Annotated in this window: 12 protein-coding genes; 2 read left to right on the top strand and 10 right to left on the bottom strand. The window is 64.6% G+C overall.

The annotated features are described in order from the left end of the window. Window positions 1-4: 4 nt before the first annotated feature. The 8 genes from rseP to rpsB form a co-directional block, all read right to left on the bottom strand. Complete coding sequence (rseP, locus tag ACPT9U_RS03255; protein WP_435749858.1) at window positions 5-1,369, bottom strand: RIP metalloprotease RseP; 1,365 nt, start codon at window positions 1,367-1,369, stop codon at window positions 5-7. Then, window positions 1,369-2,568, bottom strand: a complete 1,200-nt coding sequence (gene ispC, locus ACPT9U_RS03250) for a 1-deoxy-D-xylulose-5-phosphate reductoisomerase (protein ID WP_435749857.1) — start codon at window positions 2,566-2,568, stop codon at window positions 1,369-1,371. The genes rseP and ispC overlap by 1 nt, the downstream gene beginning before the upstream one ends. A gap of 48 nt (window positions 2,569-2,616) precedes the next feature. Beyond that, window positions 2,617-3,438: a phosphatidate cytidylyltransferase gene (locus ACPT9U_RS03245; protein WP_435749856.1), complete on the bottom strand. Its 822-nt coding sequence runs from the start codon at window positions 3,436-3,438 to the stop codon at window positions 2,617-2,619. Continuing rightward, window positions 3,431-4,210, bottom strand: coding sequence for a polyprenyl diphosphate synthase (gene uppS / locus ACPT9U_RS03240; protein ID WP_435749855.1), 780 nt, complete (start codon window positions 4,208-4,210; stop codon window positions 3,431-3,433). Before uppS ends, ACPT9U_RS03245 begins: the two co-directional genes overlap by 8 nt. A gap of 49 nt (window positions 4,211-4,259) precedes the next feature. Then, window positions 4,260-4,817 carry a ribosome recycling factor gene (frr, locus tag ACPT9U_RS03235; protein WP_418362739.1) on the bottom strand — a complete coding sequence of 186 codons (558 nt, stop codon included), beginning with the start codon at window positions 4,815-4,817 and terminating at the stop codon, window positions 4,260-4,262. An 18-nt stretch (window positions 4,818-4,835) separates the two neighbouring features. Beyond that, window positions 4,836-5,549 carry a UMP kinase gene (pyrH, locus tag ACPT9U_RS03230; protein ID WP_418362738.1) on the bottom strand — a complete coding sequence of 238 codons (714 nt, stop codon included), beginning with the start codon at window positions 5,547-5,549 and terminating at the stop codon, window positions 4,836-4,838. A 10-nt stretch (window positions 5,550-5,559) separates the two neighbouring features. After that, window positions 5,560-6,462 carry a translation elongation factor Ts gene (tsf, locus tag ACPT9U_RS03225; protein ID WP_418362737.1) on the bottom strand — a complete coding sequence of 301 codons (903 nt, stop codon included), beginning with the start codon at window positions 6,460-6,462 and terminating at the stop codon, window positions 5,560-5,562. A gap of 177 nt (window positions 6,463-6,639) precedes the next feature. After that, entirely contained in the window at window positions 6,640-7,395 is a 756-nt protein-coding gene (gene rpsB, locus ACPT9U_RS03220) for a 30S ribosomal protein S2 (RefSeq protein WP_435749854.1), read from the bottom strand. Between the two features lie 309 nt (window positions 7,396-7,704). On the opposite strand from rpsB, the gene map reads away from it, so the two are divergent. Both map and ACPT9U_RS03210 read left to right on the top strand, forming a co-directional pair. Next, the gene (gene map, locus ACPT9U_RS03215; RefSeq protein WP_435749853.1) at window positions 7,705-8,526 is read left to right on the top strand and encodes a type I methionyl aminopeptidase; all 822 of its coding nucleotides are present in this window, start codon (window positions 7,705-7,707) and stop codon (window positions 8,524-8,526) included. A gap of 23 nt (window positions 8,527-8,549) precedes the next feature. Further along, window positions 8,550-11,126 (top strand): [protein-PII] uridylyltransferase, encoded by a 2,577-nt coding sequence (locus tag ACPT9U_RS03210; RefSeq protein ID WP_435749852.1) that lies wholly within the window; start codon window positions 8,550-8,552, stop codon window positions 11,124-11,126. Window positions 11,127-11,156: 30 nt separating this feature from the next. Here ACPT9U_RS03210 and ACPT9U_RS03205 read toward each other — a convergent pair whose 3' ends face one another. Both ACPT9U_RS03205 and ACPT9U_RS03200 read right to left on the bottom strand, forming a co-directional pair. Beyond that, complete coding sequence (locus ACPT9U_RS03205; protein WP_418362733.1) at window positions 11,157-11,663, bottom strand: TIGR00645 family protein; 507 nt, start codon at window positions 11,661-11,663, stop codon at window positions 11,157-11,159. An 11-nt stretch (window positions 11,664-11,674) separates the two neighbouring features. Continuing rightward, window positions 11,675-12,412: an S-methyl-5'-thioinosine phosphorylase gene (locus ACPT9U_RS03200; protein ID WP_435749851.1), complete on the bottom strand. Its 738-nt coding sequence runs from the start codon at window positions 12,410-12,412 to the stop codon at window positions 11,675-11,677. Window positions 12,413-12,471 lie beyond the last annotated feature (59 nt).

The following is a 12,471-nucleotide window of genomic DNA, read 5'->3' as shown; positions in this document are numbered from 1 at the left end:
GGATTCAGCCGGAAATGAGACGGTTGATGTCGTTGTAGAAGGCGAATGCCATGAGCATGACCAGGAGTGCAAGGCCGATCTGCTGGCCGATCTCCATGATGCGCTCGGGGATGGGGCCGCCCTTGATGATTTCGGCCGTATAGTACATCAAGTGCCCCCCGTCCAGAACCGGGATGGGGAGCAGGTTGAGCACGCCGAGGCTGATGCTGATCAGGGCGACGAACTTCAGGTAGTGGCTCAATCCGAGCTGCGCGGTCTGCCCCGCGTAGTCGGCGATCGTCACCGGTCCGGAAAGGTTCTTCCAGGACACTTCACCCGTAAACATGCGGCCGATCATCTTGAGGCTGAGCACGCTGGTCTCCCAGGTATGCCGCACGGCCTTGCCGATCGCTTCGAGCGGGCCGTAGCGCACCTCGCCGAACATCTGCACGCCACCCGGCGCAGGCTCGGCAACGCCCACCCCGATGCGGCCGATGCGGGCGCTGCCCTCCTCCGCCGACTCCGGGACAACGCTGAAGCGCAGGCGTTCGCCGCCACGTTCGACCTCGAACGACAGCGCTCTTCCCGGCGCCTGGCGTACCGCCTGTACCAGCTCACCCCAGTGGCCGATCGGTACATCGGCGATCGACAGCACGCGGTCGCCGCTCAGCAGACCCGCCCGGGCCGCAGCGCTGCCCTCGGCAACCCGACCGAGCACGGCGGGAATCTCCGGACGCCAGGGCTTCAGCCCGATGCGTTCGATCAGATCCTTGCCGTCCTCATCGATCGCCACGCCGGACAGGTTCAGATTACGAAGGGCATCCACGTCTTCCAGCGTACGCACACGCAGGACGATCTCGCGCTGATCGAGCGCATGACGCAGCAGGACCCAGCGCAGATCCTGCCAGCTCGCCACGGGCTCCTCGTCCACAGCAACCACCAGATCGCCATCCCGAACGCCGGCCGCCTGGGCGATCGCCGGAGTATCGGAAAGGGCCACGCGCGGTCGAAGCTCCTCGGTACCCGCCACGAACAGGCCCCAGTAAAGCAGGATGGCAAGCAGGAAATTGGCCAGCGGCCCGGCTGCGACGATCGCAAAGCGACGGTAGACGCTCTGCCGGTTGAACGCGCGATGCAGTTCTTCCGGCGCCACGGTGCCTTCACGCTCGTCCAGCATCTTCACGTAACCACCGAGCGGAAAGGCCGCAAGCGCCCATTCGGTCCCGTCCCGCCCTGCGCGGCGGAGGATCAGCGGCTTGCCGAAGCCGATCGAGAAACGCAGCACCTTGACCCCGCACCAGCGCGCGACCAGGTAATGGCCCAACTCGTGGATGAGGATCAGCAGCCCCAGCGCAAGCGCAAAGGGAATCAGGTAATCGAACAGTGTCATCAGGTAGCCTGGCGAAGTCGGATCTGGTCGCGCGCCCACTCGCGTGCGGCAGCGTCGGCGGCGAATACCGCCTCCACCGAATCGACCGCAAGCGCGCCGCTGCGTTCCAGCGTCTCGCCGATGACGGCGGGAATGTCCAGGAATCCGATGCGGCGGTCGAGGAAAGCCGCCACGGCCTCCTCATTGGCGGCGTTGAGAACGGCCGGGGCTGCGCCACCGGCTTGCAGCGCCTCGAAGGCCAGTCGCAGACAGGGGAAACGCTCCAGATCGGGACGCTCGAACTCCAGCCGTGCGATCGCGAACAGGTCGAGCGGCTTCACGCCCGCCTCGATACGCTCCGGCCAGGCCATGGCGTGTGCGATCGGGGTGCGCATGTCAGGGTTGCCCAACTGGGCAATGACCGACCCGTCCGCATATTCCACCATCGAATGGATCACGCTCTGTGGATGCACGACGACCTCGATCATCTGCGCCGGCGCGCCGAACAGCCAGTGCGCCTCGATGACTTCCAGGCCCTTGTTCATCATGGTTGCGGAGTCCACCGAGATCTTGCGCCCCATCACCCAGTTCGGGTGTGCGCAGGCCTGTTCGGGCGTCACCGCAGCGAGGCTGTCCAGCGGCGCAGCGCGAAACGGGCCGCCGGAGGCGGTGAGCAGCACGCGGCGAACGCCTGCATCCGAGGGGCGGCGCGTATAGTCGGCCGGCAGCGCCTGGAAAATCGCGTTGTGTTCGCTGTCGATCGGCAGCAGGGTCGCGCCGTTGCGCGCCACCGCCTCCATGAACAGCGCACCCGACAGCACCAGGGCCTCCTTGTTGGCGAGGAGCACCTTCTTTCCGGCGCGCGCGGCGGCAAGCGTGGGCCGCAGTCCGGCTGCGCCGACGATGGCCGCCATCACCATGTCGACCTCGCTCGCCGCCGACACCTGTTCAAGCGCGTGCTCGCCACAGAGCACTTCGGTACGGCTACCCGCCGCACGCAAGGCACCCTCTAGCCGAGAAGCCGCAGCGGGGTCGCCCATCACCGCGTAGCGAGGCAGAAACTGCAGGCACTGCGCGAGCAGCTTGTCGTCCTGACGCTGGGCACTGAGCGCAAAGATCTCGAATCGATCGGGGTGGCGCGCAACGACGTCGAGCGTGCTCTGCCCGATCGAGCCGGTGGCACCGAGAACGGTCAGGCGCCGGAGTGCGGATTGAACCATGTCGTGGGGAGTTCCAGAACGGGGGCGACGAAGGGCGGCTGAGCCGCGTCAGCGCGCAAGCAAAAGCGCGGCAAAGGCAACCAGCGGCAGCGTGGAGGTGAGACTGTCGATCCGGTCGAGGATGCCGCCATGTCCAGGCAGGAGGGCGCCGCTGTCCTTGAGACCAGCCTGACGCTTCAAGAGCGATTCGAACAGGTCGCCGACGATGCTGATCGCAGTCCAGGCGACCAGTGCGACACCGATGACCAGCGCCCCGCCGGGTTGATTCGCCCCGAGCCCCACGAGCACACCGAACCCGAACAGCAACACGGCAAGCGCAGCACCGGCCGCCCCTTCCCAGGTCTTGCCCGGGCTGATTGATGGCGCCAGCTTGCGGCGGCCGAAGGCCCGACCGGAGAAATAGGCCGCGATGTCTGCCACCCAGACCACCGCCATCGCCCCGAGCAGCACGCCCGGGCCTATGAGGCGCAGGTGCATCATGGCGAGCGCAGTGGGCAGAAGCACGACGAAGCCAACCAAGGAGGCCGCCATCGGATTCGCCAGCGACCATTTGCGCGCCAGCCACACGGGCGCGATGAGAAGCCAGAACACGGCGCTCAGCAGATACAGCGGCAACAGTAGCGCTCCCCCGGCGAGCGTTCCATCGGCAAGACCGGCGAGGTGCCCGATGAGCAGGCAGGTGACGCCGAAGATGATTGCGGTACTCACGCGCAGCGGACGCTCGAAGCGCGCGAGCCCTCCCCACTCCCAGGCAGCCGCAGCGCAGATCAGGGAACAGACGACCGCCCAGCCCAACGGCGGCAGAAGGAACAGCGCACCAAGCAGCCCCGCGAGCAGCAGGATCGCAGTGATCACCCGGTCCTTAAGCATTGTCGCCCCGTGTCTGTAGTGTCGTCTGAAGCTGTTCGCTGGTACGGCCGAAGCGGCGCTCGCGCTGCTGATACGAGGTGATCGCCTCGTCCAGCGCATCCGCATCGAAATCAGGCCAAAGCACATCGGTGAAGTGAAGCTCGGTGTAGGCGAGTTGCCAGAGCAGAAAATTGCTGATGCGCGTCTCGCCACCCGTGCGGATGAACAGGTCAGGCTCGGGTGCGTAATGCATCGACAACTCGGAGGCGAGCTCGTCCTCGGTGAAGGCTTCGCTCCGCCCGGGATGCCTGGCCATCAAACGCGAGATCGCGTTCATGATGTCCCACCGACCGCCGTAGTTGGCGGCCACGGTGAGCGTGAAGCGCGTGTTAGCGGCGGTGCGGGCTTCGGAGGCGTGAATCATCTCGACGAGCTTTGCGTCGAAACGGGAGAGGTCGCCAACCACGCGCAGGCGGATGCCATTTTCGTGCAGGCGGCCGACCTCTTTCTGCAGCGAATTGAGGAACAGCTGCATCAAAAAGGAAACCTCGTCGGCCGGCCGGCGCCAATTTTCAGAGCTGAAGGCGAACACCGTCAGGTATTCGACACCACGCTCCATGCAGGCGCGGATGACCGAGCGCAGGGCTTCCACCCCGCGCTTGTGGCCGGCGACACGCGGCAGCAGGCGCTTGCGCGCCCAGCGCCCATTGCCATCCATGATGACGGCAACATGGCGCGGTACCGCCGACACCTCGGGGATGTCCCGGGTGGAACTTCTGAACCGTCCGCTCATGCTCCGCCTCCTGTTCTGCCCATAAGGGAGCAGCCGATCCGGAAGCGGATCAGATCTGCATCAGTTCCTGCTCTTTCTGGGCGAGCAGCTTGTCGATTTCGGCGACGTATCGGTCGGTAAGCTTCTGGATCTCTTCCTCGCCACGGCGCTCGTCGTCCTCCGAGATCGCCTTGTCCTTGACGGCATCCTTCAGCTGCTGGTTCGCATCACGACGCAGGTTGCGGATCGCGACCTTGGCGTTTTCGCCTTCGTGGCGCACGACCTTGGTCAGGTCGCGGCGGCGCTCTTCGGTGAGCGCCGGCATGGGCACACGCAACAGCTCCCCCATGTTGGCCGGATTGAGGCCGAGGTCGCTGTCTCGAATGGCGCGTTCGACCTTGCCCAGCATCGGCTTTTCCCAGGTCTGCACGCCCAGCGTGCGGGCGTCGATCAGGGTGACGTTCGCCACCTGATTCACCGGCACCATGGAGCCGTAGTACTCGACCATGACGTGGTCGAGCAGACCGGCGTGGGCACGACCGGTACGGATTTTGGCAAGGTCGGTCTTGAGCGACTCGACCGATTTCTGCATCTTGCCTTCGGCGGTCTTCTTGAGTTCGGGGATCATGCGCGCATTCTCCGGAGTTCAGGAATGAACCAGCGTGCCTTCGTCTTCGCCCATCACCACACGCTTGAGCGCGCCGGGCTTGAAGATCGAAAACACGTTGATCGGCAGTTTCTGATCGCGACACAGCGCGAACGCGGTCGAGTCCAGGACCGCCAGGTTGCGGCCGATGGCCTCGTCGAAGCTGATGCGATGGTAACGCTGAGCCTGCGGATCCTTCTTGGGATCGGCCGTGTAGATACCATCGACCTTGGTGGCCTTGAGGACGATCTGGGCGCCGATCTCGGCCCCACGCAACGCGGCGGCGGTATCGGTGGTGAAGAAGGGGTTTCCGGTGCCGGCGGCGAAGATCACCACCCGTCCCTCTTCCAGATGCCGGATCGCACGACCGCGGATGTAAGGCTCGACGACCTGGTCGATGCGCAGCGCCGACTGGACACGCGCAGGCACGTCCATGCGGCGCATGGCATCGGCGATGGCCATGGCGTTCATCACCGTGGCCAGCATGCCCATGTAGTCGGCGGTGGCGCGATCCATGCCGGAAGCCGCGCCCTTCATGCCACGGAAGATGTTGCCGCCGCCGATCACCACACCGACCTGGACACCGAGTTGCGTGATCTCGGCGACTTCGGACACGATGCGGGTGACGACCTCCTCGTTGATCCCGTAAGCGTCGTCCCCCATCAGGGCTTCGCCGGAGAGCTTGAGCAGGATGCGCTTGTAGGCGGCGGACATCTGCATCTCCTTACTGCTTGGCCGCAGCGGCAGCGGCGGCCTGCTCGGCCACCTCGGCAGCGAAGTCGGTGACCTTCTTCTCGATGCCTTCGCCAACGAGGTACAGCGCGAAGCTCGCGACCGATGCACCCTTGGCCTTGAGCAACTGCTCGATGGTCTGCTTGCCGTCTTCGGCCTTGACGAACACCTGCGCCAGCAGGGTGACGTCTTTCAGGAACTTCTGCACCGTGCCATCGGCGATCTTTTCCAGCATCGCTTCGGGCTTGTTGTCGGCGCGGGCTTTCTCGATCGCGATGCGGCGCTCGGCGTCGATCAGATCCTGGGAAACGCCCGACGCGTCCAGCGCCTTCGGCTTGGAGGCGGCAATGTGCATCGCGATGTCCTTGCCGAGTTGCTCGTCACCGCCGACCAGGTCCAGCAGCACGCCGATCTTGGCGCCGCCGTGGATGTACGAGAACAACTGGCCCTTGGCTTCGACGCGGGTGAAACGGCGGATCGACATGTTCTCGCCGATCTTGCCGACCAGCGCGCTGCGGGTCGATTCGACGGTACCTTCGCCCAGCGGCAGCGCCGACAGTGCGGCGACGTCGGCGGGGTTGCTCGCGGACACGAGACCGGCGCAGTTTTGCACCAGGGCGAGGAAGTCGTCGTTCTTGGCGACGAAGTCGGTCTCGCAGTTAACCTCGATGATCGAGCCCAGCTTGCCATCGGCCGAGATGTCGATGCCGACCACGCCTTCGGCAGCCACGCGGGCCGCGGCCTTGGTTGCCTTGTTGCCGAGCTTGACGCGCAGGATCTCTTCGGCCTTGGCCATGTCCCCACCGGCCTCGGTCAGTGCCTTCTTGCACTCCATCATCGGCGCGTCGGTCTTCTCGCGCAGTTCCTTGACCATGCTTGCGGTGATTTCCGCCATGCTAGCTCCTGAATGTATCTGGGTTGACGTTCGGGTTGCGGCTACCGCCCCGCACGGGCACATGACCCGGGCGCGGAAGCCTGAATTCTTTCCGGGGCGGGTTACAGCTGGCATGTCGCCGGCCGCGCCCACCACCCGGATTGCAAAAGGGGCCCCTCGGGCCCCCTTCGCTGAGGATCAGGCCTGCTCTTGCGCGCCTTCTTCCTCGACCTCGACGAACTCGTCGCCGCCGGCATCGACGATTTCCTGCAGCACCTGGCTGCGGCCCTGCAGCACGGCATCGGCTACGCCACGGGCGTACAGACGGATGGCACGCGAGGAGTCGTCGTTACCCGGGATGATGTAATCCACACCCTCGGGCGAGTGGTTCGTGTCGACCACGGCCACGACCGGGATCCCGAGCTTCTGCGCTTCGGTGATGGCGATCTTGTGATAGCCGACGTCGATGATGAACAGTGCGTCCGGCAGACCGCCCATTTCCTTGATGCCGCCGATCGACTTCTGCAGTTTCTCGAGTTCGCGGCGAACGGTCAGCGCTTCACGCTTGGACAGACGCTCGATCGAGCCGTCTTCCATCATCGCCTCGACTTCCTTCAGACGCTTGATCGACTGCTTGACGGTCTTGAAGTTGGTCAGCATGCCGCCGAGCCAGCGCTCGTCAACATAGGGCATGCCGGCGCGCTGCGCTTCCTCGGCGATGATCTCGCGCGCCTGACGCTTGGTGCTGACGAACATGATGTTGCCGCGGTTGGCCGCGAGCTTGCGCACGAAGTCCATGGCTTCGTTGTACTTCACCATCGTCTTCTCGAGGTTGACGATGTGGATCTTGTTGCGCTGGCCGAAAATGAAAGGGGCCATGCGCGGATTCCAGAAGCGGGTCTGGTGACCGAAGTGGACGCCGGCTTCCAGCATCTGACGCATCGTTACGGACATTTGATACTCCAAGTTTTCGAAGGGTTGAACCTCCGCCCTGCGGATGCCGAGCCCATCCACACCCGAGCGGGTGCAAACATGGCGCTGCAGTTCCTGCCGTCCGAAGCATGCCGTCACCAGGACGGACACACACCGTACGGACCCCTTTGCCGCAGGACGTGCGGATTTTGCCTGCCCAAGCAGACAAGCCCGCGATACTAGCACGCGTCGCAAGCTGCGCTCAACATGTTCCAGGATGGATGTTTGCCGCGGAAGGGTGGCTTGCGCTAGCCTAGACACCTTCCAGCCCCCGCAACAGAAGACCATCGAATGAGCATCGTCATCAAGACCGAAGAAGAGATCGAGAAAATGCGCGTCGCCTGCCGGCTGGCGGCCGAGGTACTCGACTACATCGAGCCCCATGTCGCGCCCGGCGTCACGACAGCGGAGCTCGACCGCCTGTGCCATGACTACATGGTGAACGTGCAAGGGACCGTGCCCGCGCCGCTGAATTATGCCCCCCCGGGCTATACACCCTACCCCAAGTCAATCTGCACCTCGATCAACCACCAGGTCTGCCATGGCGTGCCGAGCGACAAGGCGCTGAAGAAGGGCGACATCGTCAACCTCGACATCACCGTGATCAAGGACGGCTTCCATGGTGACACCAGCCGGATGTTCCTCGTGGGCGGAGCGAACGCTGCGAGCATCATCGCCCGCCGGCTGAGCCAGATCACCTACGAATGCATGTGGCTCGGTATCGCCGCGGTCAAACCGGGCGGACGACTCGGCGACATCGGCGCGGTGATCCAGAAGCACGCCGAAGGAAACGGCTTCTCGGTCGTGCGGGAGTTCTGCGGCCACGGCATCGGCCGCAAGTTCCACGAGGATCCGCAGGTACTCCACTACGGCAAGGCCGGCACCGGGCCCGAGCTCAAACCCGGCATGATCTTCACCATCGAGCCGATGATCAACGCCGGCAAGGCGGCGATCTCCGAGCTCCCCGACGGCTGGACCATCGTCACCAAGGATCGCAGCCTTTCGGCACAGTGGGAGCACACGGTCGTGGTCACCGAAACCGGCGTCGAGGTGCTGACCCTGTCCGAGAAATGCCCGCCTCCACCCGCACTGGTTGCCGAACGCTTCGCCTGAGAGACGCCGGGCGACCGAGCCGAATGAACGACACCGCAACCTGCCCCTTGCCGGACCACATCCCCGCTGCCCGGCAGAGGATTGCCGAGGGCATGGCAGCCCTGCGCGCCGCGTATGAGGAACACCCGCACACGGCGAACCTGCTGCAGGGCCGTGCCGAACTGGTCGACCGTGAGCTCGCTGCGCTCTGGACCGCCTGCGGCATGCCCACCGAGGCCGCGGTGGTCGCAGTCGGCGGGTATGGTCGCGGGGAGCTTTTCCCGGCCTCGGACGTAGACGTACTGATACTGCTGCAGGAACCGCCGGACGCAGCCATGCAGGGCAAGCTCTCCGCCCTGGTCGGCGCCTTGTGGGACATGGGGCTGGAGATCGGTCACGCTGTGCGTACGGTAGAGGAATGCCTGAGCACGGCGGCCGACGACATCACGGTGCAGACCAGCCTGCTGGAGGCGAGGCTGATCACCGGCAGCGCGCAACTCTTCGCCTTGCTCGAGCGTCGCTACCGCGAGAGTCTCGACGTGCGTGCCTTCTTCAAGGCCAAGCTGCTCGAGCAGGAGCAGCGTTACGCACGTTTCAACGACACGCCCTACGCACTTGAGCCCAACTGCAAGGAAAGTCCTGGCGGCCTGCGCGACATCCAGATGCTGGGCTGGATCGCCCGTGCCGCAGGCCTGGGGCGCAACTGGCGGGAGCTCGCACGCCGACGCCTGATCACCGGCGGCGAGGCAAGCGAGCTGCGCAACGCCGAGCGCTTCCTGCAGCATCTCCGTATCCGCCTGCACCATCTCGCGGGGCGCGCCGAGGATCGCCTGCTCTTCGACCACCAGGAGAAGATCGCGCGCATCCTCGGCATCGAAGCCACCGCGGTGCGGCGGGCGTCCGAAGTGCTGATGCAGCGCTACTACGTCAACGCGAAGATGGTGCTTCAGCTCAACACCTTGCTGCTGCAGAACTACGGCAGCGAGATCTGCCCCGACCGCGGCGCCGCGATCGTGATCAATCCTCGCTTCCAGGCAGTGCGGGAACTGCTCGACCTGCGCGAGGAAGACGTGTTCGAACGTCACCCCTCGGCGCTGCTCGAATGCTTCCTGCTGCTTGAGCAGCGCTCCGAGCTCAAGGGCATGACAGCGCGCACGCTGCGGGCACTATGGTCGAACCGCAAGCGGGTCAATGCCGCATTCCGCAATAACACGGAAAACCAGGCGCTGTTCCTGCAGATTCTGCAGCAGAAGCGCGGCGTGCTGCATGCATTCCGGCGCATGAACGAGTACGGCATCCTCTCGCGCTACATCCCCGCGTGGCGGCGCATCGTCGGTCAGATGCAGCACGACCTGTTCCACGTCTATACCGTCGATCAGCACATCCTCATGGTTCTGCGCAACATGCGCCGCTTCACGATGGGCGAGCATGCGCACGAGTACCCGCTGATGACCCGTTTGATCATGGGCTTCGAGCGCCACTGGCTGCTCTATGTCGCCGCACTGTTCCATGACATCGCCAAAGGCCGCGGGGGCGACCACTCCAAGCTAGGCATGGCCGATGCACGCGAGTTCTGCGTGCAGCACCGCCTGACCGAGGAAGACACCAAACTGGTGGTGTGGCTGGTCGAACACCATCTCACGATGTCGCACGTGGCACAAAAGGAAGACACGTCCGACCCGGAGGTGATCCGCCGCTTTGCCGACACGGTGGCGAATGAGCGCCGCCTGATCGCGCTCTACCTGCTCACCCACGCCGATGTGCGCGGCACCAGCCCCAAGGTCTGGAACGGCTGGAAGGGCAAACTGCTGGAAGATCTCTTCTTCGCCACGCGGCGCCTGCTGCGCGGCGCCACACCGCAGGAAGCGCTCGGACTGGACGACCGCCTCGAAGATGCGCGCCGGCAGCTGCGTTTTCACGGCCTGCGGCCGGGCGTCGAAGAAGCGCTCTGGTCCAGACTGGACCCGGTGTACTTCATGCGCCACTCGGCGGAAGAGATCGCCTGGCACACGCGCGTGCTCTATTACCGCTGCGACGCCAACGAGCCGGTGGTCAAGGCGCGCGTCGCCGAGGGCGAAGATGGCGTGCAGGTGATGGTGTTCACCCGCGACCAGAAGGATCTCTTCGTACGCCTGACCGGCTTCTTCGGTCGCATGGGCTTCACGATCCTGGACGCCAAGGTGCACACCACGCGCCACGGCTACGCGCTGGACAGCTTCATGCTCCAGGACCCGGGCCAGCAGGCCGCGTACCGAGACATCGTCACCCTGATCGAGCACGAACTCTGCGCTCGCCTGCAGAAACCCGGCCTTCCCGAGCGTCCCTCACGCGGGCGCATGTCACGTCAGGTCAAGCACTTCCCGATCACGCCCCAGGTCAGCATCCTGCCCGACGAGGCCGGGCGTCACTACGTGCTTTCACTGACCGCGGCCGACCGGCCAGGCCTGCTCTTCGACGTAGCCGGGGTGCTGGCCGATCACGGCATCCGCCTGCACACTGCGAAGATCGCGACCCTGGGCGAGCGCGTGGAAGACACCTTCCTGCTCACCGGGCAGGTGCTCGCACAGGATGCGCAGGTGCTCAGGATCGAGCGCGAGTTGCTCGACCGTCTGCAGATCTGAACGGCGGGCAGGCCTGCGCGCACCCGCGCTTCAGTGCCCTTTCCCCGACAGCCTGTCCATGGCGGCGTACAACAGCCCCGAGAACAGGAAGGTCACATGGATACCGACCATCCAGCCGAGTTGACGGTCGGTCAGGTTGTGCGCGTTCATGAAGGCCTTGAGCAGCTCGATCCCGGAGATCGCCACGATCGAACCGATGAGCTTGAGCTTGAGGTCGGAAAACCCGATGTGGCCCATCCACTCGGGGCGATCACGATGCGAGTGCAGATCCTCCATCTTCGAGACGAAGTTCTCGTAACCGCTGAAGATGATGATCACCAGCAGATTCATGATCAGCGCCACATCCACCAGCGAAAGCACGCCGATGATCAGCTCTCCGCCCGTCGCGGACCAGATGTGGGCGAACAATCCATAGAGCTCTTTGGTGAACTTCACCAGCAGCAGCACCATCGCCAGCACCAGGCCGAAATAAACTGGCGCCATCAGCCACCGGCTGGTGAACAGCACGTGCTCGAACGCGCTCTCGAGACGCTTCATCTTTTTCACCCTCACACTTTGCACAGGCACTCGAGTACGTTGCGCACCCGCACCATCGATTCCTGCAGCACGAGCTCGATGTCATCGAAGTGGATGCCGTGCTCGCTTGCGGAACGGCCCGCAGCATAATTGACCACCACGCCGATCGCGGCATACGGCAGATCGAGCTCCCGCGCCAGAGAGGCCTCGGGCATGCCGGTCATGCCCACGATGTCCGCACCGTCGCGCTCGAAACGATCGATCTCGGCGGCAGTCTCCAGACGCGGACCCTGCGTTGTCGCATACACGCCCCCATCCACGGCCGCCTCGCCTGCCGCCTGGATGGCCGCAAGCAGACGCTGGCGCAAGGCGTCATCGTAGGGGTGGGTGAAATCGATGTGGCGCACGGGGCTGTCGCCGCCTTCGAAGAAGGTGCTTGCGCGCCCCCAGGTGTAGTCGATGATCTGATGCGGCACGAGCAGCGTTCCGGGTGGCAGGTCGATGCGGATGCTGCCAACCGACGCGACCGACACCACGCCAGTGACGCCCGCTTCCTTCAGCGCCCAGATGTTGGCGCGGTAATTCACGAGGTGGGGCGGAATCGTGTGGCCATAGCCGTGACGCGCCAGAAACACCACCTCGTCGCCGCACATACGCCCGAATACAAGCGCGCCGGAAGGCTCGCCGAAGGGTGTGCGTGCGACCTCCCGGCGCTCGATCTCCATGTTCGACAGCTGTGTGAGTCCGCTACCGCCAATGATCGCAAGCATTCGATGACCTCTCAGATTCGGGCGCGGGATCTTAACATGCGGACAGGCGACCTCGAGAT

The organism is Thauera sp. AutoDN2 (assembly GCF_051280715.1).
GTDB lineage: Bacteria > Pseudomonadota > Gammaproteobacteria > Burkholderiales > Rhodocyclaceae > Thauera.
The sequence above is the reverse complement of the archived record's forward strand: the minus strand, read 5'-3'. Positions and strand labels throughout refer to the sequence as shown.

Excerpts from the sequence above, each read along its gene's own strand:
- rseP (WP_435749858.1), bottom strand. The coding sequence starts at position 1,369 with ATGACACTGTTCGATTACCTGATTCCCTTTGCGCTTGCGCTGGGGCTG.
- ispC (WP_435749857.1), bottom strand. The coding sequence starts at position 2,568 with ATGGTTCAATCCGCACTCCGGCGCCTGACCGTTCTCGGTGCCACCGGC.
- ACPT9U_RS03245 (WP_435749856.1), bottom strand. The coding sequence starts at position 3,438 with ATGCTTAAGGACCGGGTGATCACTGCGATCCTGCTGCTCGCGGGGCTG.
- uppS (WP_435749855.1), bottom strand. The coding sequence starts at position 4,210 with ATGAGCGGACGGTTCAGAAGTTCCACCCGGGACATCCCCGAGGTGTCG.
- frr (WP_418362739.1), bottom strand. The coding sequence starts at position 4,817 with ATGATCCCCGAACTCAAGAAGACCGCCGAAGGCAAGATGCAGAAATCG.
- pyrH (WP_418362738.1), bottom strand. The coding sequence starts at position 5,549 with ATGTCCGCCGCCTACAAGCGCATCCTGCTCAAGCTCTCCGGCGAAGCC.
- tsf (WP_418362737.1), bottom strand. The coding sequence starts at position 6,462 with ATGGCGGAAATCACCGCAAGCATGGTCAAGGAACTGCGCGAGAAGACC.
- rpsB (WP_435749854.1), bottom strand. The coding sequence starts at position 7,395 with ATGTCCGTAACGATGCGTCAGATGCTGGAAGCCGGCGTCCACTTCGGT.
- map (WP_435749853.1), top strand. The coding sequence starts at position 7,705 with ATGAGCATCGTCATCAAGACCGAAGAAGAGATCGAGAAAATGCGCGTC.
- ACPT9U_RS03210 (WP_435749852.1), top strand. The coding sequence starts at position 8,550 with ATGAACGACACCGCAACCTGCCCCTTGCCGGACCACATCCCCGCTGCC.
- ACPT9U_RS03205 (WP_418362733.1), bottom strand. The coding sequence starts at position 11,663 with ATGAAGCGTCTCGAGAGCGCGTTCGAGCACGTGCTGTTCACCAGCCGG.
- ACPT9U_RS03200 (WP_435749851.1), bottom strand. The coding sequence starts at position 12,412 with ATGCTTGCGATCATTGGCGGTAGCGGACTCACACAGCTGTCGAACATG.